Here is a 21,449-nt window from a genome sequence, read left to right as displayed (position 1 = left end):
TTGAAATTAAAATATGGCATTAGAACAAGTTCTTACTCCTAAACAAAAAGCTTTAGAGATCAATTTGAATCCGAAAATATACGGTTCTTTTGCAGAAATTGGAGCAGGTCAAGAAACCGTTCGTTTTTTTTATCGCGCAGGTGCTGCTTCGGGTACTGTTGCAAAAGCGATGAGTGCTTATGACAAAGAAATGTCCGATTCTATATATGGTGTAGAAGAAAATCGTCGTTATGTGACACAAGCTCGCCTTAAAAAAATGTTGGATCATGAGATGGAATTGATGAAAGAGCGTCTAGTCCACGATCACTACAAAGAAAAAGCATTTTTCACCTACGCAAATACGGTAACAACAATTGATTATTCAAAGAAAAATGAAGGTCAAGGTTGGATAGGTTTACGTTTCAAGTTAAATGCAGAAGATGAAAAAGCAAACGAGATTATTTTTCATGTAAAATTCAAAGAAAATACGGCTCAATTGCAACAAGAAACTTTAGGTGTTTTGGGTGTTAATTTGATTTATGGCGCTTATTATTACTACGATAATCCCCGAAAATTAATAAAATCTTTATACGATACGTTGGATAAAGATCAATTAGAAATTGACATGATTAATTTCCGTGGACCACAATTCAAATATGTTGATAATCGTTTGATGTCGCTTCAATTGGTTAAAAATGGAATGACTGATGTTGCGGTTTTCAATCCACAAGGAAAAAATATTTTACCTGCCGATTTATTATACAAGAAAAATATCTTCGCTGTTCGTGGCTCTTTCCGTCCTTTTATGAATGTAAATATGGATATGTTCAAAGGTGGTTTAGAAATTTTCAAACAAGAAGATGATGTTAGAACAGATAATACCGAAATTTTATTTGAGATTACGCTTTCTAACTTGATTGCTTCTGGTTTTGAAGGCGAATTGAATGAACGAGATTTTTTAGATCGCGCTGATATTATTGGTAGTTTAGGTTACAATGTTATCATTTCTAACTTTTCTGAATATTATAAATTAGTTGATTATTTCTCGAAATTTACTCGAAATCAAACCAAAGTTGGTTTAGCGATGGGTGTTAATAATTTGGTCGAAATTTTCAATGAGCAATATTATGCCGATTTACCTGGCGGAATCATGGAAGCTTTCGGAAAATTATTCAAGAAAAATGTAAAAGTTTATTTGTATCCATATTTAGACAAAGAAAAAGATATTTTGTTGACGTCGAAAAATCTACAAGTAAGTGATAGCGTACACGAATTGTACAAATATTTCTTGTATAATGGAAGAATTCAAGATATTTTGAATTACAACAGAGGTTATTTAGATTCTTATTCGCGTCGAATTTTAGAAAAAATTGCAAATGCTGAGCAAGATTGGGAAAATGAATGTCCAGAAGGTGTTGCTGACATGATCAAAGATCGTGGAATGTTTGGCTATAAATTGAAATATATTTTAGAATAAATTATTCGTATATCAATCTGAATTCGTTTCACATTCTCATCATAAACAATATTCGATTTTGAAATAAATTCAACATGACAAAACAAAACCCACGAAAGGAAAAGTAATTTCGATATCAGAATTTGATAAAGTAGAAGAAGAATATTATCAAAAAATACAAGAAAAAAACAGGAGTTGATAAAGATAATTAACAAAAAAAACGGTTCAAAATTGAGCCGTTTTTTTGTTATTTTACTACTGCATTTACATTCTTCGCATTCCGCCTTCTCTTGGTCGGTCTCCGTCTCCACCTTTTGTAGATTTTCCACCAAACTGATTTAAGTTGAATGTTAACGAGAACATCACAAAACGAGTCAGAATATTATTGCGTTGATCGATTGTTGATTCCGCTGTAATTGTACGCGTATAACTGTTATTTTGATTCAATAAATCGTAAACTTTAACACCAGCCTCCAATTTATCATCGAAGAAACGATACATCAAACTTGTATTCCACAAAAAGAAATCACGCTTGAAACCTGCTGCCATTCTCGAGTTATAATTGTAACTGAAATCATTTGTCCAAGTCAAATTTTTAGGAAAAGTAGAAATAGTTTTAATTCCGAAATTGTGCGTAATATTATTTTGATTATCAATTGAGTAATTGACATATTTAGAATTTGTGAAGTTCAAACGATAAGAAGGTGAAATCGTTAAATAATCACCATAATCCCAGTTTAATCTCAATGTAGGTGATAAAGTTGTATTGTATTGCTCATATTTCACCGCATCTCTAAAACCTTGCGTTAAAGCATAACTCGCCGACATTCCTACATTTACTCTAAATTTATTGATCCCTTTTTGATATTGTTTATTAAAGAAAAAGTTACCATTCAGACGATAATTTCCTTTTACATTTTCATATGTTGTTGTTCGTTTATAAATCGAATAATCCATTTCTGTGTAATTCACAATATTTGATTCGTTGTACGTATAACCTAAGTTAGCATTAAATCCTTGACGAGTTTTACGATCGAAATTGCTAAACATCAAATTGATTCGATGTGCTTTATTGGGATCAAGATCTGGATTACCTTTGAAAACATCTAACGGATCAGTTTCGTCTAAAATTGGTAAAACTTGTGATGTCGAAGCCAAACTTGTCTGATAATTATACATTAAGGAAAGTGAGTTGTTTCCGTTTTGATAACGAATATTTCCCGAAATATCTGGTAAAGTTTTGTTCTGAGTTGAGCTGTAATCATCTGCTTTAAACGTTCCAAAATTTTGTTGATTGTAGATGTTTGCTCCAAAACGAACTGTTGCCGAAATTTTATTTTTGTTCAATAATAATTGAGCATACGGATTAAATTCATTCAATTTGGTTGAATAAAAACGCGTCAAATCATTGTTCAAATTGTCATATTCTCCCGTTACATCATTATAATTCCACGTTCTATTATTGGTTTCAGAATCGGTTAAATTATAAGCAGAACCAACGGCGATTTTCAAAGAATCTGTAATTGGATACGTATATTTTACATCAAAATTGTATTGATTATTTTTCGAAATATTTTTCTCATTGATGTTTCTATAAATATCCGCAATAGTATCATTTGTATATAAAGTTGTCGAATTGATGAACGAATTTCGATCTGTTTTACCAATCGAAATACTTGAATTAAAGTCTAAATAAGATTTATTTTTGAATTTCTGATTAAGTGATAATAATGTATTAAATGTATTCGAGCTTGATTTTCCATTTGAAGTTTGATTCATTTGATTTCTCAAATCACCCAAATCTGAATATGTTTTACTATCCGAAATTGATGAATTTGTAGACGAAGAATTACTAAACGATGGATAAAAATAAATTTTTGTATTGTTTTTCGTCCATTCTAAATTTGTTCCAAAATTATGACCATACGTTTCACTTTTAGTTTTAGAATTCGCATCAGAAGTATAAATATTTTTTGGAGAAAAGTTTTCTACATGTTGATATTGATCGTTTTTCGTAAAGGAATGATTCAAACGATAATCAGCTCCAATTTTCAAATTATCAGTTAATTGATCGTTATAATTCAATCCAATTGAAGTATTTGTTATTACACCATCAGAACCTCTTCTTCCCATTCCACCACGACCACGCGAACCTTCACCGCTTGTCATTCCAGAAGCTGCAATATCTGTCGAAGAACCAATCAAACTAATTTTCTTTTTATCTTTAAAATAGTTCGCCATCAAATTGCCTTCGTAATGATTATCCGTTCCATAACCCGCCGTGGCTTTGAGCATATAACCTTTTTTTTTATCTTCTTTCAAGGTAATATTTAGCGAAGACTTATTCGATTTCGAACGTTCCCCAGAGAATTTTTCATTTTTCGTTTTATAATCCGAAACCTGAATTTTTTTGATAATATCTACAGGTAAATTTTCTAACGCAACTTTTCCGTCCGTTCCAAAAAATGGTTCACCATCAATCAAAATCTCATTAACATCTTTTCCATTTACCGTAATATTTCCGCTGTCATCCATCTCAAAACCTGGTAATTCTCTCAACAAAGCTTCCAAATTTGCATTCGGTTTTACTTTGTAAGAATCAGCATTATACTCGATTGTATCTTGTTTTACAACAATAGGTTCCACATTTGTTACCACAACCTCATCTAAATCATAAATCATCGGATTAATGATAATTATTCCAAGATCAATATTGTTTTTGATGGATTCGAAACTTTGTTTGAAAACGCCTTCTAAAGGATCATCAATGATTAAATAAACAGGTTTATCTTGTAGATTAACTTCAATTTTGAACGTACCATCATCATTTGTAGATGTAGTAGAAATTTGTGCAGAATCGACTTTGTTGCCTAAAATAACTTCAGAATCAGTTAAAGGAAAATTAAGCACATCCGTTACTTTTCCTGTAATTGTGACTTTTTCTTGTGCAAAAGAAAAAATTGTAATCAAACTAAAAAGAAATGATAGAATATATTTTGTCATGAGATGAATTGGTTTCTTCATCTGTTAGACATCAAATTTTGAGCAAAGTTTAATTTTGATTAAAGTTTTTTCCAACTTTTATCCGAAATTTTATTTAGATCAATTTCAGAAGTTGTGATAAAAAGAGGTGTAATTTCTACAATTCGCTTTACCTGAGTTGTTTTTAGGTTAGATTCAGGACAAAATGTTTCGATTAAAACAATTTTTTCTGAATCAGAAGAATTGGATTTATAAAGCGTTTTTTGAATTTTTTTATCAATTTTCCAATTTGTACAACTTCCAATACTATAATATTCGAAGGTTAGAAGTGGAAGAAATCCGAAGATAATTCCAAAGATAAATTTCATCACATTCATAAAACTCCATCCGTCTTTCTTTTTGATAGAAAGTAGAAAAAGTACATAAATACTAACTGCCGCAGCAAATGTTAAAAGCTTTGGAAATAGTTTCGCAAAATCATGATTCGCGAATTCTAAACTGATAAAATCTCCAATCAGAAAGTATCCAATAAACCATATAATAAAAATTGTACAGATGATTAAGATAATATTTCGAAGAGTTTTATTCATTTCGCTTTAAGGTTTGTGTGGTATAAATATAAAAATATTCCTGTCAATAGACAGGAATACTCATACTAAAATAGATTTATTTATAAGATTTCAATAAATTCTCTAAAATTTCGCAGGCACATTCCGCCAAGTTTGTCCCTGGACCAAAGATTGCATCTGCACCATTTTGATAAAGATAATCATAATCTTGACGCGGAATAACACCTCCGACTACGATATAAACATCGTCTCTACCTAATTCTTTCAATTGTTTTACAACTTCCGGAACCAACGTTTTGTGTCCTGCAGCCAAAGAAGAAATTCCTAAAATATGAACATCATTCTCTACAGCTTGTTTCGCAACTTCTGCTGGCGTCTGGAACAATGGAGAAATATCCACATCAAATCCCATATCCGCAAAAGAGGTTGCAACGACTTTCGCACCACGATCGTGACCATCTTGTCCCATTTTAGCTACCATAATACGAGGACGGCGTCCATCTTCTTCGGCAAACTCGTCAGCTAAATTACGAGCTTCCTCAAATTTATTCATTTTACCTGCTTCCATAGCATAAACTCCTTGAATTCCTCTTGTAATTGCTTTATGACGACCAAAAACAGCTTCTAATGCATCAGAAATTTCACCTAAAGTAACACGACGACGAGCCGCTTCGATAGATAATTCTAATAAATTTCCTTCGCCTGTTTCAGCAGCTTTTGTTAATTGTGCTAAAATATCTTTTACAGCTTCGCTGTTACGCTCCGCTTTAATTTGATTTAATCGATCAATTTGTTTTTGACGAACAGCAGTGTTGTCAACTTCTAAAATTTCGAACTCTTGTTGTTCTAATTTCGAGCGATAAGCATTTACACCAACAATTGCGACTTCACCAGAGTCAATTTTGGCTTGTTTTTTTGCAGCAGCTTCTTCAATACGCATTTTTGGAATTCCAGCTTCAATTGCTTGTGTCATTCCACCTAATTCGCGAACTTCTTGTATATATTCCCACGCTTGATTTGCCATTTCATTTGTCAAAGATTCAATCATAAAACTTCCTCCAAAAGGATCAGCCGTTCTACAAATTTGAGTTTCTTCTTGTAAAATGATTTGTGTATTACGCGCAATACGAGCCGAGAAATCTGTTGGCAAAGCAATTGCTTCGTCCAACGCATTGGTATGCAAAGACTGCGTTCCTCCTAAAGCAGCAGCTAACGCTTCTATCGCTGTACGACCAATATTGTTATAAGGTTCTTGCTCTGTTAAACTCCAACCAGAAGTCTGACAGTGCGTTCTCAACATTAATGATTTTTTATTTTGAGGCTCAAATTCTTGCATCAATTTTGCCCATAACATACGAGCAGCTCTCATTTTTGCAATTTCTTGAGGGAAATTCATTCCAATCGCCCAGAAAAATGATAAACGAGGAGCAAAATCATCAACTTTCAATCCTGCTTCCAAACCAGTTTTTACATATTCGTAACCATCTGCAAGAGTATAAGCCATTTCCAAAACAGGCGTAGCTCCAGCTTCTTGCATGTGATAACCCGAAATAGAAATCGAATTGAAGCGAGGAATTTTTTGAGAAGTATATTCGAAAATATCTGCAATAATTTTCATTGAAGGAGTTGGCGGATAAATGTATGTATTACGCACCATAAACTCTTTCAAAATATCATTCTGAATTGTACCAGAAAGTTGATCTTGCGAAACACCTTGTTCTTCTGCAGCTACAATGTAAAAAGCTAAAATAGGAAGAACAGCTCCGTTCATTGTCATCGAAACCGAAATTTTATCCAATGGAATTTCATTGAACAAAATCTTCATATCTTCTACAGAATCTATCGCAACGCCAGCTTTACCTACATCTCCTACAACACGTTCATGATCTGAGTCGTAACCGCGGTGAGTAGCCAAATCAAAGGCAACAGAAAGCCCTTTCTGACCAGCAGCTAAATTTCTTTTATAAAAAGCATTCGATTCTTCTGCAGTAGAAAAACCTGCATATTGGCGAATTGTCCAAGGTTGACGAACATACATTGTCGTATAAGGACCGCGTAAATATGGGGCAACTCCGGGTAAAAAGTTAATCTGTTTCAGATTTTTTACATCATCGTAATTGTAATCACTTTTGACTTGTAAACTATCTAATTCAAATGACTCTATATGTGATGGATTAGAATTTAGATTTCGTTTAAATCTTAAATTCGAAAAATCTGTTTTGTGATTCATCTTGCTAAGATAAATAATTATCTATTAAATTTTATAAAATCACCAATTTTTGAAACTGCTTTTTTCAACTTTTGTTGACAAAAAGTTGAAAAAACATTTTAATCGAGTTTTTTGGTAAAATTATTGATTTAGTTTGATTATCAGTAAATTAAAAACACACAAAAGTAATTATTATGAAGTTAGATTTTAACAATAAAAACATTCCAGAGATTTTAAGTGAATTTCAGGATAAAAATACCTTTCAATGGCAAAATGATATTTTTGATTTGATGAAAAAGATCGATTCAAAAGAAGAAAAAGTTAATTTTCATTATTCGAGAGAAGATAATGTTTATGTATCGAATTTTGATCCTCGATTTGTGAATGAAACGTTTCATTCGTTAAACAATTTTTTAGGATTGAAAAAAGGAGATTCTACACTTTTAAGTTCATCGGTTTTAGAAAATGAAGGAGAAATTTCATTGGTTCAAGCCATAGAAGGAGGTTTTGATTTGTATTGTCATGAAGATTCGGATAAAGTGAAGATTCCATTAACAGACGAAAGTCAAGACGAAATAGGATACGCATTAAATTATGCTTATTTGACAAAGAAACAGATTGAGAATTCTTTTGAAGATTTGGCAAGAATCGAAAAAATTGCTATCGAAAGTGATGATTTGTCAGATGATTTGAAAAGTAAATTGAATGATCAAACGAAAACAAGTTTTTATCAAGTTTTTACCGCGAATGGGTTTCCGATTGCAGTAAAAAAAATAGATGAAACAGATTATACTGTTTTAGATAAAATAGAACTTTCGGAAGATGAAAAAGGTAATTTAGTCTTGAATTCGCCTTACGAAAAAGAATCACTAAATTTATATAGACAGGCTGTTGTTTCGGATGATCAGAAAAAGTTTAGATGGATTTCTGGAAATGAGTGTAAGTTGAATGGGAAAGATGTGGTGAATTTAGAATTGATCGAAGAGAAATTAAAACCATATATCGATTATAATTTTATTGTAATTGCTTTTCCGAAAAAAGGATCTACAGAAGATGTAATTTCTTTGGTAATAGAAAGTCGATTTGCAGAACATGTTGATATTCCAAAAAGTGAATTAGAATCTTATGAAGTTCCGCAACAAACATTTTTTATCGGAGATTTCCCAAAAAGTAATGATAAAGCAGCTATTAGAGCAGAATTAATTAGATTGTTGAAAGAATCTAACGAAAATAATTAATTAAAAAAGGGATACGATGTCATCGTATCCCTTTTTTAATTTAAGCAATAAACAATTTTTAGTATTGAATATCAATTAAAGATTTTAACGGAATCAAAACTCCATTCTTAATTTGTAAAAATTTATCCGTAACAGACCAAACAGTCGTCTCAATTTTCTTAGGACCTTGATCTGTCTGAAATGTAATATATGCTTTCGATTTGAATTCGTTTCCTAATCTTACTGCACCATTCAATTTGTTTGCCTCTACCGTTACTTCGTCTTTTGGCGCGTCTAAAAATTTATAGTTTCTTACTTCTTCTTTTTCGATAAGTTCTGCTTTCATCATTTTTTTAAATTTTGGTTAATTTAATCTTCCATAACACATGTATGAAATTAATCATATTTTTCAATAAACCATAACTTTCGTCATATTTTTTTGAACTTAATTAGAATTATTCAAAATACAGACCAAAATCAATTTAATGAAATTAAAATTTCATTAGAATATTAATCTTTTCTTCAACATATTAATCTGAAATAATATTATAGAAATCACTAAATTTGCAGAATGTCAGACGAAAAGAAATTTAAATCCGGTTTTGTAAACATCATAGGAAATCCAAATGTTGGAAAATCTACTTTGATGAATATGTTGATGAAAGAGCGTTTGGTTATCGCAACACACAAAGCGCAAACTACGCGTCATCGTATCAAAGGTATTTTGACAGGAGAAGATTATCAGATTGTATTTTCGGATACGCCTGGTGTTTTGGATCCTGCTTATGAACTGCAAACAAAAATGATGGATGCAGTAAATGAGTCGTTGGTGGATGCCGATGTGATTCTTTATGTTGTAGAAATTGGAGAAAAACGATTGAAAAATGAACAAGTTTTCGAACGTCTGCAAAAAACATCTACACCAATTATTTTATTGTTGAATAAAATTGATACAGCTACGCCAGATCGATTGAATGAAGCGGTAGAATATTGGCACGAATTATTGCCAAAAGCAGAGATTTTACCTATTTCGGCAAAAGAAAACGTGAATGTAGATTTGTTGATTAATAAGATCAAAGCAATTATTCCAGAAGGGCCACAATATTATCCAGAAGATCAATTAACAGACCGTTCGGAGCGTTTTATTGTAAACGAAGTAATTCGCGAAAAGATTTTATTAAATTATCAAAAAGAGATTCCTTATTCTGTTGAGGTAGTAACAGAGCGTTTCAAAGAAGATTTGAATTTAATTTCTATCGAAGCTGAAATTTTTGTAGAACGCGATTCTCAGAAAGGAATTATTATTGGACATAAAGGAGAGTCTTTATCGAAAGTAGGAAAAGAAGCAAGAGAAGAGTTAGAAAAATTCTTTGATAAGAAAGTATTCTTGAAACTTTTCGTGAAAGTGCGAAAAGATTGGAGAAGCAAAGAGAATGATTTGCGTCGTTTTGGTTATTAAAAACGATTAAAAAAATAGATAAGTCTTGAGAAATCAAGACTTTTTTTGTGGCTTTACCTAAATTTTAGTTGTAAATTTATAGAACAAAATCTATTCTAGAATTTAATTATTATGGCTAAAATATTATTTCCAACCGATTTTTCGGAAACAGCAAACAATGCTTTTTTGTATGCGTTAAACCTTGCAAAAGTTCTTAAAACAGATATTAAGTTAGTTTCTGTACAATCAAATCTTAAAAATTATCTTGAAGTTACAGAAGAAAACTTCGAAAATTATATCAATAAACTTAAAAATATTGCAAAAGAAAATAACCTTGAACATGTAAAAATAGAGAGTTCTTTGGTTGTTGGCGATTTGTTGTTGATGATTTTGGATATTATCAACAAAGATGATATACAATATGTGGTGATGGGAACGAATGGACAAAATAGTTTAGGCAAAAAGTTTTTTGGCTCTAATACCGTAAATGTCATTAACAATTCGCCTGCGCCTGTGTTGGTTGTTCCAAATAATGTAAAATTTAAAGAAGAAAGAAATTTTGCTTATGCTACATTGTTTAATCAAAAAGAGACAAAAGCTTTGGCGCAAATGGAAGAAGTGACAAAACGTTACGATAAATTGTTAAACATTGTACATGTTGATGATAAATCGATTACTCCACAAATGTTAAGCGTTAAAAAAGAATGGGAAGAAGAATATCCTGAAGCGATAATTACAATTGAACCGAGCAAAGATGTAGAAGGTGGTTTAATCAATTATTGTACGAAAAATAACATCGATGTTTTAGGTGTTGTTCACCGTGAATTATCATCTTTCGAAAGATTATTTACAATCAATCATAGCCAACGATTATTGTCGAGTGCAAATGTAGCGTTATTGGTTTTTCAGGAAAGTAAATAAATTAAAAACATAAAACTTAGAGCGGAGAATTCTCCGCTTTTTTGATTGGCTAAATTTTTGCAACAAATTTCTCAAAACACTTTTATGACGGAACTTCAGAAAATACAAAACCTCAAAAAACATAAAGCTATTGCGACAGGATTATTCATTTTGATGGCTTTTATTTACTTTTTGATGGTTTATCTAAGTCAACATTCACCTGCGAAATGGATTGGATATGTGGAAGCATTTGCCGAAGCAGCAATGGTTGGTGCACTTGCCGATTGGTTTGCGGTTACGGCTTTGTTCAAATATCCGCTTGGACTTAAAATTCCGCATACAAATTTGATCGAAAATAGTAAAAATGCGATTGGAGATAATTTGGGACAGTTTGTAACTGATAATTTTTTGACACCATCTACAATTCGTCCATATATCGAGAAATTAGAAGTTGTAAAATACGCAGCAGATTGGTTGAATAAAGCTACGAATCAAGAAATGTTGCAAGAAGAATTGATTAATTTCTCCAAGAAAATTGTCAAAGATTTAGATGATAAAGATGTCGTTGATTTTATAACCTTGAAAGGTGATGAAATTTTGAAACAATTTGATTTACCTGAATTAGTTTCGTCAAGTTTAGAATATATTTTAGAAAAGGAAAAACACGACGAAATTTTAGAAGCAATCATTCCAAAAGCGAAAGAGTATATCTTAGAAAGTGATTTGATTATTAAAGATAAATTAAATGAAAAACATCCTGTCATTTCATTTTTTGTTGGTAAAAAAATATCGAAAGGAGTAGTGGAAGGCGTGGTGAGTTTTTTGGATGAGGTTGCAGAAGATAAAGAACATCCAATTCGTCATAATATCGAACGAATTATCCGAGAAAACATTCAGAATATAAAAGAATCTCCCGATTGGAAATTTAGGTTAGAATCGCTTCGTGATGATTTTATCACAAAAGAACGATTGAATGATTATGCTTTGGATTTGTGGTTGGCGATTAAACAAAATTTGACCGAAAGTTTTGATGATGAAAATTCTGCAATGCAAGTTTACATTAAGAAAAATATAAAAAAATTGACCGAAAATTTGAACGATAATCAAGAAATGATTGATAAGATTAATGGTTGGGTGCGTCATTTTATTTACCGTATGATTTTACGAAATGTAAAAGAAGTGGAAAGTTTGATTAGTAATACAGTTGATAAATGGGAAGGAAAAGAATTGAGCGAAAAGCTAGAATTGGAAGTTGGGAAAGACTTGCAATTTATTCGGATTAACGGAACGTTAGTTGGAGGACTTGTTGGTTTAGTTATTTACACGATCACGCAATTGGTATTTCATTAAAATATAAAAGCTCGAGAAATTCTCGAGCTTTTTCAATTAACAACTATAAATATTACTTAACTATGTTAAGTTTTTCATCTGCTTTCCAAATTCTATATTCTAAAGTATAGCCTTTTGGTACGTAAACTACGATTGGTAATTTGCTATTGTAACGCGTCTGCAAAGATTGAGCATGTACAATTTTTTCGACAGATTTATTGTCAAAACATCCCATTAAAGTTCCTGATATATTTCCATCAGTTTCGAAATTAAAATAATCATAACCCCAACCATCAACAGTTTTTTGATCAAAATTTCCACTTAAGAAAAATTGATTACAAGAATCAACCTTTGTTTTTTTCCCAGCAAATATTTCAACTAAATAGTTTTCTTCATTGGCTTGTGGTTTTAAAGTGATAATTTTCTGTTCATATCCATCTTTTGCTTTTGGATACATTGAATAATCTATTTTCATATTTTTTTGTGCGAATGTTACCATAACCATTAATAATGCTAAAACGCTAAATACTTTTCTAAATTTCATACTAATCTGATTTTATTTGTTTTTCTATTAGTAAGATGCAAAAGTTAGGTGAATGGTTGTGTGAGGAAATGTTAAATATTTGTGAAATAAAAAAAGACAATCAAATTGATTGTCTTTTTTGCTCCTCCTCTTGGGCTCGAACCAAGGACCCTCTGATTAACAGTCAGATGCTCTAACCAACTGAGCTAAGGAGGAGTATCGTTATCGATATTGTGTTGCAAATATAGAGCAAATTTTATTACTTCCAAATCTTAAAAGTATTTTTTTTCGTTCTACAAGTCGCATTAATAGACAACTCTTTGAAAATGAATCAGAAATAATTTAAAAAAATTATTCATAATGACGAAAAATTCCTTGTTGTGTTGCCGTCCACAAGGGGGCTTCTTTATTTGCTGCTTTTAACGCGCTTGCAGCCCACGTATTACACGTAAAAAATAAACTATAACTTCCTTTTGCTTCGTAAAACGAATCACTATCTCCATAAACAGCATCTGTTTTTATTAATTCGACTTTGTTATTTAGATCCAAATCAAATGATTGCTTGATGTAAACAATTAATTTTTGATACTCTTCTACACTCAAATCAACTTTTTTACAATTGTCATCTATCGTCATATTATCATAAAAAGTAGTATGAATCGCCGAATCTCCTAACCAAAACGCAGCGTTGAAAGCTGTAGAGAATTTAAGATCTTTCCATTCCGGTGTATCCAAATAGAAACCTTTATCACCCCAACCAAAGGCAATATATTTGTATTCTTTTTTCGATTTTGTATCCAAGAAAGGTACAAAAGTCGACCAATCAATCGCTTCAGATTTTACTGGAACCACAATATCCGTATGTACGCCATTTGTCAAAATATACGCTGTGATTTGATCATTAGACTTCTCTTTTTGTTTGTTTACTGGAATTAATGGCAGCAAAACTACTGCAAGTAAATACACCACAATTAGTAAAACTAAAGCTTCTAAAGTTTTGAGAAGAATTCGGAATATTTTTTTCATAGTATTTTGTTGTGTAACGAATATAAAACAAAAAACCTCGCAATTGCGAGGTTTTTCTTAATTTGATTCGTTGTAAAGTGTATTATGATCTTTGTCCAAGAAATTAAATTGTAAGTATTTGTACGCATCTCTTGGTACAATCTTAATCCACTTTTTATGCTTAAAAAACCATTTCATCTGAATGCTTGGCAATCCATGTTGTAAATAAGCAGCTACGAAAGGATGCACGTGCAACGACATTTTTCGTAAATCCTTATCTTTTCTATCAAGGATATTCAAGAGCACTTGTTCAATTTTATCAATTGTAACGATAGGTGCTTCAACTTCATTCGATTCTTGGTTAGGATTTTCTTCAGTTGTAACAAAATTCACCTCTGGGCGAACACGTTGTCTTGTAATCTGAATCAATCCAAATTTACTTGGTGGCAAAATCTTATGTTTTGCTTTATCTTTCGCCATTTCAGCTCTCAGATGCTCGAACAATTCTTTTTTATGTTCTACATCCGTCATGTCAATAAAATCGACCACAACAATTCCTCCCATATCACGTAATCGCAACTGACGTGCAATTTCAGAAGCAGCAATTTTGTTTACGGCAAAAGCTGAATCTTCCTGATTTTTAGAATTACGAGAAATATTTCCCGAATTCACATCAATTACGTGTAACGCTTCTGTATGTTCAATCACAAGATATGCACCTTTAGATTGTGGAATAGTTACCGTTTTACCAAAAGCTTGTTTAATTTGTCTTTCGACATTAAACTTCTCAAAAATTGGAACAAATGGATCGTCGTATTCTTTTACCAAATTAATTTTATCTGGTGCAATAACTTCCAAATATTCGCGCATTTCGTCAGCTAATTCATCATCATCAACAGAAATTTTAATAAAATCATCATTAAAATTATCTCTCAAAATAGAAGAAGCTCTGTCCATTTCGCTAAGAATTTTAGCTGGCGCTTTCTTTTTTTGAAGATTTTTGAAGATTTGAGACCATTTGTTTAACAAATAAGCCAAATCTGCTTGTAATTCTTCTGCATTCTTCTCTTCGGCAACTGTTCTGATAATAACTCCGAAGCCTTCTGGTGTTAAACCTTCTAAAATTTTGATTAAACGATCGCGTTCTGGTTTTTGTTTGATTTTTTGCGAAATCGAAACACGTTCCGAAAATGGAACTAAAACTAAATATCGACCAGCAATTGAAATTTCAGAAGTAATTCTTGGTCCTTTCGTATGAATTGGTTCTTTTGTAATTTGAACCAAAACGGAATCACCTGGAGCAAAGATTTCTGTAATTTGTCCATCTTTGTCAATCGGTTCTTCCATACGGAAGTTCTTCAATTTTTCGGTTTTGTACGTGCCATATGCTACAATTTTGTTGTACGCATTTGACGAACGTATTTGTGGACCTAAGTCATGATAATGTAAAAATGCATCTTTCGAATAACCAATGTCAACAAAGGTTGCATTTAAACTAGGAGCTAATTTTTTGATTTTACCCAAGTAAATGTCGCCAACTGCAAAGCCATCATTTGCAGTATCTTGATGAAATTCCATCAAGCGACCTTCATCTAAAACTGCGATGCGTACTTGATCAGCTAAGGCTGAAATCACTAATTCTTTACTCATCAAAAAATTATGTTTTTAAAAATGATAAAAGCACTTTCCAAAATTTCCATTGAAAAGTGCTATCTTGTAAAAAGACTAAATTATTAATAGCTTAGCTACTAATTATTTTTTCTTTTTGTGTCTGTTAAGACGACGACGTTTTTTGCGTTTGTGCGTCGCTACCTTATGTCTTTTACGTTTTTTTCCGCTTGGCATGATACAATTATTTTATTGTTATTTGATTACGTTTGCTTCGCTAGTCTTTACATCTTCGATGAAAGTCTTAGCTGGTTTAAATGTAGGAACGTTGTGTGCTGGGATAATGATAGAAGTACCTTTTGTAATGTTTCTACCTGTTTTTTCAGCTCTAGTTTTAATAGTAAAAGAACCAAATCCTCTTAAGTATACATTTTCTCCTTCTACTAATGATTTAATCACCTCCTCCATAAACGATTCTACCACTCTTTGAGTATCGCTCTTTTCAAGTCCTAATTTACCTGAAATGTTATTTACTATTTCTGCCTTTGTCATAATTCCTCTTATTATTCTTAAATTTGAAAGCGGGTGCAAATATAACGATAGTATCCCAACAAAAAAAGATTTTTTCAGTTTTTATGAACTTCAACTATCTGATTTTGTCATATTTTGACAAAAATAAACGAGATTTACCTTGGCGTCATACAAAAGACCCATTTCACATTTGGTTGTCGGAAATTATTCTCCAACAAACAAGGGTTGACCAAGGTATGAAATTTTACAATAATTTCATACAAGAATTTGAGACTATTTTCGATTTGGCAAATGCCGACGAACAAAAAGTCCTAAAACTCTGGCAAGGACTGGGTTATTATTCCCGTGCCAGAAATTTACACTTCACAGCAAAGACGATTGCTGATGAGTTAAATGGACAATTTCCGAATAATTTCAAAGATTTAAAAAAGCTAAAAGGCGTAGGAGATTACACTGCAGCTGCAATTGCATCTATTGTATATAATGAAAATGTACCTGCTGTAGACGGAAATATGTTTCGAGTTTTTGCGCGATATTTTAATATTACAGATGATATAAGTTCGCCAAAAACAAAGAAGATTTTCTGGGATTTGGGTTTAGAAATCATTGATAAAAAACGTCCAGGTGATTTTAATCAGGCGGTAATGGATTTGGGTGCAACAATTTGTACACCAAAACAGCCAAAGTGTGAAATTTGTCCACTTAATGAGTCTTGTGAAGCGCTTCGATTAAATAAAGTCAACGAATTGCCTATAAAATTGAAAAAGACAAAAGTTTCGAATCGTTTTTTACATTTTATTCTCATCGAAAATGAAGATAAAATTGCCTTGTCTAAACGAATTGGAAATGATGTTTGGAAAAATTTATTCACTTTTCCAAAAATAGAAACCGAAACTGACTTGTTGGATAAAGGTTGGATTTTAGATCAAAATCTTGAAAATAATCTAACTTTTATCGAAGAGGAGAAACATATTTTGTCGCATCAAAATTTATTTATAAAATATTGGAAATTAAATGTATCTTTAATAGATATAACAAATTTGAAAGCCGAAAATGATTTTGAAATGATTGCTTTAAATGATCTCGAACATTATCCGCTGCCAAAACCAATAGAAAAATTTATAAATAAACATTATTTGGATTAACTTTGTAAGTAACAAGCCACTAAAAACCTATTACAACTATGAATGGAACAACGAATAAAGTACTTTTGATCGGAAATTTGGGTGATGATGTAAAATTGCATCATTTCGATGAACAAAATTGTATTGGACGATTTCCTATTGCAACGACAGAATCTTACATTTCGAGAACAGGAGAACGAATTACAGAAACAGAATGGCACAATATTGTGACACGCAATAAATTGGCAGAATTATGTGATCGTTATCTGAAAAAAGGAGATAAAGTTTTTGTTGAAGGACGCATCAAAACACGCAAATGGGACGATAACGGACAAACGCGTTATACAACAGAGATCGTAGCAAATTCAATCGAGTTTTTGACACCAAAAATTGACAATGAACAACGTCAAGCCATGCAAAATGATCAGAACAAAGTTCAGCAAAGTCAACAAAACACAACAGTTGTCGAGCCACCTTTTATAGATGAAGGAGAAGACGATTTGCCTTTTTAGAAATTAAAAAATTAAATGAATTTTACAAAATTTAACGTTTTACGTTATACAATGAATTTTAAAACTATAATAGCATTATGTAGTAGTGCTATTTTTTTTGTGTCGTGCAATAAAAGCGAGGAAGTTGCCAAACCTTTAGGACAAGTTCGCCTCGAATATCCGCAACAAACTTATCTGTCTTTCAAAGAAAATGTACCTTATACTTTCCAATATTCAAACTTTGGAAAGGTCGTAGTGGGCAAAAAACCAAACTCTTTCAATATTGTTTATCCACGAATGAAAGCGACAATTTACCTGACATATTTTCCAGTTCAGTCTCCACAAGATTTAATCGTTCAAATAAAAGAAAGTGAGAGTTTTGTGCAAGAACAGACGGTTAAAGCCAGTTTTATCTCGCCACAAGAATTTTCTTTTCCAGAAAAAAAGGTTTTTGGTACTATGTATGAATTAGGAGGAGAATCAGCGATTAATATTCAGTTTCATGCGACGGATAGTGTAAAGAATTTTTTAGCAGGTTCGGTTTATTTCAAAACTCAACCAAAACCCGATTCTTTAGCTCCAGCAGTTGATTACATCAAAAAAGATGTAAAAAAATTGTTAGAAACCTTAGAATGGAAAAAATAAACCGCTTTGATAAATAAATTCGATTAATTTTGTAATCGTTTAATAAAATTAGAACATAAATAAATTTAAAACAATATGTTAATACAGATAGCTACCTTAATGCTTAGTTTGATGCTTTTAGTAATGTTGCACGAACTAGGACATTATGTAACAGCGCGATGGTTTGGCGTTCGTGTTGAACGTTTCTTTTGTTTTTTCGATGTGAAATTTGCCATTTGGAAAAAGAAAATTGGTGATACTGTTTACGGTATCGGTTGGTTGCCTCTTGGAGGATACGTAAAACTTTCGGGAATGATTGACGAAAGCATGGATTTGGAACAAATGAAACAAGAGCCAAAACCGTGGGAATTCCGTGTAAAACCAGCTTGGCAACGATTAATCATCATGTTAGGAGGTATTATTGTAAATATCATTTTAGCGATGATTATTTATACTATTTTATTCATTTCTCAAGGAAAAAGCTTTGTTGATGTAAACAAAATGCAATATGGAATCGAAGCGAATGCAACGCAAACTAAATTCGGCTTGCAAAAAGGTGATATTCCAGTTGGTGTAAATGGTGTTAAATATCAAGCATTAAATGAAATAGGAAAAGAAGCCTTGTTGGGTGGTGAAACTTTAGATGTAAAACGTCAAGGAAAAGAAGTTTCTTTACCAATTACAGAAGATTTCAGAACTGAAATTTTAAACGCTAAAGGCGCTTTCTTTATTCCTCAAATGCCAACCGTTGTGGATTCTGTTGTTGAGAATAGTGCAGCACAAAAAGCAGGTTTATTAAAAGATGATAAAGTAATTGCTATTGATGGTTTCACAACACCTCTATTTTCAGATTTAACAAATAAATTAAAAGAATACAAAGGAAAAACAGTTTCTTTAAGTGTTGAAAGAAAAGGCGAGCCTGTAGAGTTGATGGTAAATGTAGATAAAGATGGAAGCATTGGATTCCTAAGATCAACAGCATATTTAGATTCATTAATTTCTAAGGAAGATTATACAATTGGTGAAGGAATCGCAAAAGGAATTGTAGAGCCATTTGAAGCGATTGCAACGCAAGTTCGTGGAATTGGGACATTGTTCCAAGTAAAAGACGGTCGTAAGCAAGTTGCTGGACCAATTGGAATGGTAAAACAAATGCCAAAAGAATGGAACTGGTTATTTTTCTGGTCATTTACGGCAATGATTTCTGCTTGGTTAGCATTTATTAACTTATTACCAATTCCAGGTTTGGACGGTGGACATGCTGTTTTTGCCATCTATGAAATGATCACAGGTAAAAAACCAAGTGAAAAAGTTTTAGAAAAAGCACAAATGGTTGGCGTTGTAATTATCTTAGGATTAATGGTATTCATCTTCGGAAACGATATTGTGAATATGATTTTTAAATAAAATTTAAAATATTTTTTGTGGGTGTAAAAAATACTTCTATATTTGCACCCACAATTAAGCAACATTCCTCCTTAGCTCAGTTGGTTAGAGCATCTGACTGTTAATCAGAGGGTCCTTGGTTCGAGCCCAAGAGGAGGAGCTTTTTTAGTGAAATGTCAAACAAAGACTTAAAAATAAAATTTTAAAATATCGGATTTTCCTCCTTAGCTCAGTTGGTTAGAGCATCTGACTGTTAATCAGAGGGTCCTTGGTTCGAGCCCAAGAGGAGGAGCAAAAAAGATAATCAATTTGATTGTCTTTTTTTATTATTAAAAGTTTTACTATTTAAATAATAAATATGAATATTCTGAACTCGTTTCAGATCTCATCATAAACAGTATACAATGTTGAAATAAATTCAACATGACAAACCACTTCTACAGAAGTGTTTTTTTTATTATAAATACTTAAAAACGTTTAATTAATATCATTTTTCATATTATTGCCAATCAAAAAAATAACTTATGAAAAAACTATTATTATTTGCTACACTTTCAGCGACTACATTTTTCGCATCTTGTAATAACGATGATGATTCTAATGTAGAATCGCATGAAGAATTATTAATTGGTAAATGGCAGATTAAAAACTCTGGATATTATTTGAATGGAAAAGAAATAATTGAAGAATACAATGAATGTGATTCTAAAACAAGTATAACTTTTAATAAAAATTTTACTTATTATAATGATTTTTATGAAGGAGGAGGAAATGACCCTTGTTATCATAGCCCGTCTGAAGGAAAATGGAGTTTAAAAAACAAACGAATTACCTTAACAGAAAATAACACTAATGATACTGAAATAGAAAATATCGAAATATTAACAAAAAATAGTTTAAGAATTTCATTTGGAGATGAGGACGCCTTTTTTATTAATTATACAAAATAACAAAAAAACCTCTCAAAATTGAGAGGTTTTTATCATTATATAAAAATTCTTTCGAATTAATCTTCAGCAAATAATTCTGCTTCGTCAGCTGGATTATCAACTGATGGTTTTCCATCTACTGGCTCACCTTTGATTAATGCGACAATTTTAGCTTCAATTTCTTCTGCCAATTCAGGATTATCTTTCAATACTTCTTTTACAGCATCGCGACCTTGTCCTAATTTGCTATCATTGTATGAATACCAAGAACCAGATTTGTTTACAATTCCTTTCTCAACACCCATATCCAAAATTTCTCCAACTTTAGAAATTCCTTCACCATACATAATATCAAATTCTGCTTGACGGAATGGAGGAGCAACTTTATTTTTAACCACTTTTACTTTCGAATGATTTCCGATTACCTCATCTCCATTTTTGATTTGAGTTGAACGACGGATATCCAAACGTACAGATGCGTAGAATTTTAAGGCGTTACCACCAGTTGTTGTTTCTGGATTTCCAAACATTACCCCAATCTTTTCACGTAATTGATTAATGAAAATCGCTGTACATTTCGTTTTATTAATTGTACCTGTCAATTTACGTAAAGCTTGAGACATCAAACGCGCTTGTAATCCCATACGAGAATCTCCCATTTCACCTTCAATCTCCGCTTTTGGAGTAAGTGCCGCAACAGAATCAATTACGATAATATCTATCGCTCCCGAACGAATTAAGTTATCTGCAATTTCTAATGCTTGCTCACCATTATCTGGTTGAGAAATAATTAAGTTTTCTACATCAACACCCAATTTCGCTGCATAATAACGGTCAAATGCATGCTCAGCATCAATAAAAGCAGCGATACCACCAGCTTTTTGCGCTTCAGCAATAGCGTGTAACGTTAATGTTGTTTTACCTGAAGATTCAGGTCCGTAGATTTCTATAACACGTCCGCGAGGATAACCTCCTACTCCTAACGCTAAATCTAATCCCAAAGATCCAGAAGGAATTACTTCTATTTTATCATCAACAGCCGAATCTCCCATACGCATTACAGTTCCTTTCCCGTAAGCTTTGTCCATCTTATCTAAGATTAGCTGTAACGCTTTCTTTTTATTGTCTAAATCGCTCATTATATTATTT

The 21,449-nt window shown here is 32.0% G+C and carries 19 protein-coding genes and 3 tRNA genes; 12 read left to right on the top strand and 10 right to left on the bottom strand.

The features are described from left to right. Positions 1-13 precede the first annotated feature (13 nt). A complete protein-coding gene (locus B3I31_RS06900; RefSeq protein WP_219034246.1) occupies positions 14-1,456 on the top strand; it encodes a TonB-dependent receptor in 1,443 nt (480 codons plus the stop codon). A 243-nt stretch (positions 1,457-1,699) separates the two neighbouring features. On the opposite strand, the gene B3I31_RS06895 is transcribed toward B3I31_RS06900, so the two are convergent. From B3I31_RS06895 to scpA, 3 genes are all read right to left on the bottom strand, one after another. Next, positions 1,700-4,438 (bottom strand): outer membrane beta-barrel protein, encoded by a 2,739-nt coding sequence (locus B3I31_RS06895; RefSeq protein WP_286496154.1) that lies wholly within the window; start codon positions 4,436-4,438, stop codon positions 1,700-1,702. Positions 4,439-4,497: 59 nt separating this feature from the next. Beyond that, positions 4,498-5,007 (bottom strand): hypothetical protein, encoded by a 510-nt coding sequence (locus B3I31_RS06890; RefSeq protein ID WP_038334805.1) that lies wholly within the window; start codon positions 5,005-5,007, stop codon positions 4,498-4,500. A 76-nt stretch (positions 5,008-5,083) separates the two neighbouring features. Beyond that, a complete protein-coding gene (gene scpA, locus B3I31_RS06885) occupies positions 5,084-7,216 on the bottom strand; it encodes a methylmalonyl-CoA mutase (protein WP_125350662.1) in 2,133 nt (710 codons plus the stop codon). Positions 7,217-7,389: 173 nt separating this feature from the next. On the opposite strand from scpA, the gene B3I31_RS06880 reads away from it, so the two are divergent. Then, on the top strand, positions 7,390-8,433 hold the full coding sequence (locus B3I31_RS06880; protein WP_291060394.1) for a hypothetical protein: 1,044 nt from the start codon (positions 7,390-7,392) through the stop codon (positions 8,431-8,433). A gap of 58 nt (positions 8,434-8,491) precedes the next feature. On the opposite strand, the gene B3I31_RS06875 is transcribed toward B3I31_RS06880, so the two are convergent. After that, complete coding sequence (locus B3I31_RS06875) at positions 8,492-8,761, bottom strand: hypothetical protein (protein WP_038334819.1); 270 nt, start codon at positions 8,759-8,761, stop codon at positions 8,492-8,494. A 222-nt stretch (positions 8,762-8,983) separates the two neighbouring features. Here B3I31_RS06875 and era point away from each other — a divergent pair, with 222 nt between their 5' ends. The 3 genes from era to B3I31_RS06860 all read left to right on the top strand — a co-directional run bounded on the left by era (position 8,984) and on the right by B3I31_RS06860 (position 12,100). Beyond that, on the top strand, positions 8,984-9,871 hold the full coding sequence (gene era / locus B3I31_RS06870; protein ID WP_038334822.1) for a GTPase Era: 888 nt from the start codon (positions 8,984-8,986) through the stop codon (positions 9,869-9,871). A 111-nt stretch (positions 9,872-9,982) separates the two neighbouring features. Next, positions 9,983-10,771, top strand: a complete 789-nt coding sequence (locus B3I31_RS06865; RefSeq protein WP_180905665.1) for a universal stress protein — start codon at positions 9,983-9,985, stop codon at positions 10,769-10,771. An 84-nt stretch (positions 10,772-10,855) separates the two neighbouring features. Next, the gene (locus B3I31_RS06860; RefSeq protein WP_291060397.1) at positions 10,856-12,100 is read left to right on the top strand and encodes a DUF445 domain-containing protein; all 1,245 of its coding nucleotides are present in this window, start codon (positions 10,856-10,858) and stop codon (positions 12,098-12,100) included. A 52-nt stretch (positions 12,101-12,152) separates the two neighbouring features. Here the strand turns inward: B3I31_RS06860 and B3I31_RS06855 are convergent, their stop codons facing one another. The 5 genes from B3I31_RS06855 to B3I31_RS06835 form a co-directional block, all read right to left on the bottom strand. Next, positions 12,153-12,623 carry an ecotin family protein gene (locus tag B3I31_RS06855; protein WP_291060400.1) on the bottom strand — a complete coding sequence of 157 codons (471 nt, stop codon included), beginning with the start codon at positions 12,621-12,623 and terminating at the stop codon, positions 12,153-12,155. A 121-nt stretch (positions 12,624-12,744) separates the two neighbouring features. Beyond that, positions 12,745-12,818 (bottom strand) — tRNA-Asn (locus B3I31_RS06850). 135 nt (positions 12,819-12,953) lie between these two features. Next, entirely contained in the window at positions 12,954-13,628 is a 675-nt protein-coding gene (locus B3I31_RS06845) for a TIGR02117 family protein (RefSeq protein WP_221854428.1), read from the bottom strand. A gap of 57 nt (positions 13,629-13,685) precedes the next feature. Continuing rightward, positions 13,686-15,257: an Rne/Rng family ribonuclease gene (locus tag B3I31_RS06840; protein WP_291078042.1), complete on the bottom strand. Its 1,572-nt coding sequence runs from the start codon at positions 15,255-15,257 to the stop codon at positions 13,686-13,688. A gap of 213 nt (positions 15,258-15,470) precedes the next feature. Continuing rightward, on the bottom strand, positions 15,471-15,767 hold the full coding sequence (locus tag B3I31_RS06835; protein ID WP_019975652.1) for an HU family DNA-binding protein: 297 nt from the start codon (positions 15,765-15,767) through the stop codon (positions 15,471-15,473). Positions 15,768-15,850: 83 nt separating this feature from the next. Between B3I31_RS06835 and mutY the strand changes: the two genes are divergently transcribed. The 7 genes from mutY to B3I31_RS06800 all read left to right on the top strand — a co-directional run bounded on the left by mutY (position 15,851) and on the right by B3I31_RS06800 (position 20,321). Then, a complete protein-coding gene (gene mutY / locus B3I31_RS06830; protein ID WP_291069289.1) occupies positions 15,851-16,891 on the top strand; it encodes an A/G-specific adenine glycosylase in 1,041 nt (346 codons plus the stop codon). Positions 16,892-16,929: 38 nt separating this feature from the next. After that, positions 16,930-17,382, top strand: coding sequence for a single-stranded DNA-binding protein (locus tag B3I31_RS06825; protein WP_038334855.1), 453 nt, complete (start codon positions 16,930-16,932; stop codon positions 17,380-17,382). A 15-nt stretch (positions 17,383-17,397) separates the two neighbouring features. Beyond that, a complete protein-coding gene (locus B3I31_RS06820; RefSeq protein ID WP_260391997.1) occupies positions 17,398-18,006 on the top strand; it encodes a gliding motility lipoprotein GldD in 609 nt (202 codons plus the stop codon). Between the two features lie 75 nt (positions 18,007-18,081). Beyond that, on the top strand, positions 18,082-19,392 hold the full coding sequence (gene rseP / locus B3I31_RS06815) for an RIP metalloprotease RseP (RefSeq protein WP_221854425.1): 1,311 nt from the start codon (positions 18,082-18,084) through the stop codon (positions 19,390-19,392). Positions 19,393-19,457: 65 nt separating this feature from the next. Next, a tRNA-Asn gene (locus tag B3I31_RS06810) sits at positions 19,458-19,531 on the top strand. Positions 19,532-19,589: 58 nt separating this feature from the next. After that, positions 19,590-19,663, top strand: a tRNA-Asn gene (locus B3I31_RS06805). A gap of 232 nt (positions 19,664-19,895) precedes the next feature. Then, positions 19,896-20,321: a lipocalin family protein gene (locus tag B3I31_RS06800; protein WP_286496160.1), complete on the top strand. Its 426-nt coding sequence runs from the start codon at positions 19,896-19,898 to the stop codon at positions 20,319-20,321. A 56-nt stretch (positions 20,322-20,377) separates the two neighbouring features. On the opposite strand, the gene recA is transcribed toward B3I31_RS06800, so the two are convergent. Next, positions 20,378-21,439: a recombinase RecA gene (gene recA / locus B3I31_RS06795; RefSeq protein WP_038333157.1), complete on the bottom strand. Its 1,062-nt coding sequence runs from the start codon at positions 21,437-21,439 to the stop codon at positions 20,378-20,380. Positions 21,440-21,449: the final 10 nt, after the last annotated feature.

This window comes from Empedobacter sp. UBA3475 (genome assembly GCF_002378465.1).
Taxonomy (GTDB): Bacteria; Bacteroidota; Bacteroidia; order Flavobacteriales; family Weeksellaceae; genus Empedobacter; species Empedobacter falsenii_B.
Note: the sequence above shows the minus strand (reverse complement) of the source record. Positions and strands in the feature narration are given on the sequence as shown.

Coding starts and splice junctions, on each gene's coding strand:
- B3I31_RS06865 (WP_180905665.1), top strand. CDS start 9,983: ATGGCTAAAATATTATTTCCAACCGATTTTTCGGAAACAGCAAACAAT.
- recA (WP_038333157.1), bottom strand. CDS start 21,439: ATGAGCGATTTAGACAATAAAAAGAAAGCGTTACAGCTAATCTTAGAT.
- B3I31_RS06840 (WP_291078042.1), bottom strand. CDS start 15,257: ATGAGTAAAGAATTAGTGATTTCAGCCTTAGCTGATCAAGTACGCATC.
- scpA (WP_125350662.1), bottom strand. CDS start 7,216: ATGAATCACAAAACAGATTTTTCGAATTTAAGATTTAAACGAAATCTA.
- B3I31_RS06880 (WP_291060394.1), top strand. CDS start 7,390: ATGAAGTTAGATTTTAACAATAAAAACATTCCAGAGATTTTAAGTGAA.
- mutY (WP_291069289.1), top strand. CDS start 15,851: ATGAACTTCAACTATCTGATTTTGTCATATTTTGACAAAAATAAACGA.
- B3I31_RS06875 (WP_038334819.1), bottom strand. CDS start 8,761: ATGATGAAAGCAGAACTTATCGAAAAAGAAGAAGTAAGAAACTATAAA.
- B3I31_RS06800 (WP_286496160.1), top strand. CDS start 19,896: ATGAAAAAACTATTATTATTTGCTACACTTTCAGCGACTACATTTTTC.
- B3I31_RS06820 (WP_260391997.1), top strand. CDS start 17,398: ATGAATTTTACAAAATTTAACGTTTTACGTTATACAATGAATTTTAAA.
- B3I31_RS06835 (WP_019975652.1), bottom strand. CDS start 15,767: ATGACAAAGGCAGAAATAGTAAATAACATTTCAGGTAAATTAGGACTT.
- B3I31_RS06890 (WP_038334805.1), bottom strand. CDS start 5,007: ATGAATAAAACTCTTCGAAATATTATCTTAATCATCTGTACAATTTTT.
- B3I31_RS06895 (WP_286496154.1), bottom strand. CDS start 4,438: ATGACAAAATATATTCTATCATTTCTTTTTAGTTTGATTACAATTTTT.
- B3I31_RS06860 (WP_291060397.1), top strand. CDS start 10,856: ATGACGGAACTTCAGAAAATACAAAACCTCAAAAAACATAAAGCTATT.
- B3I31_RS06900 (WP_219034246.1), top strand. CDS start 14: ATGGCATTAGAACAAGTTCTTACTCCTAAACAAAAAGCTTTAGAGATC.
- B3I31_RS06845 (WP_221854428.1), bottom strand. CDS start 13,628: ATGAAAAAAATATTCCGAATTCTTCTCAAAACTTTAGAAGCTTTAGTT.
- era (WP_038334822.1), top strand. CDS start 8,984: ATGTCAGACGAAAAGAAATTTAAATCCGGTTTTGTAAACATCATAGGA.
- B3I31_RS06825 (WP_038334855.1), top strand. CDS start 16,930: ATGAATGGAACAACGAATAAAGTACTTTTGATCGGAAATTTGGGTGAT.
- rseP (WP_221854425.1), top strand. CDS start 18,082: ATGTTAATACAGATAGCTACCTTAATGCTTAGTTTGATGCTTTTAGTA.
- B3I31_RS06855 (WP_291060400.1), bottom strand. CDS start 12,623: ATGAAATTTAGAAAAGTATTTAGCGTTTTAGCATTATTAATGGTTATG.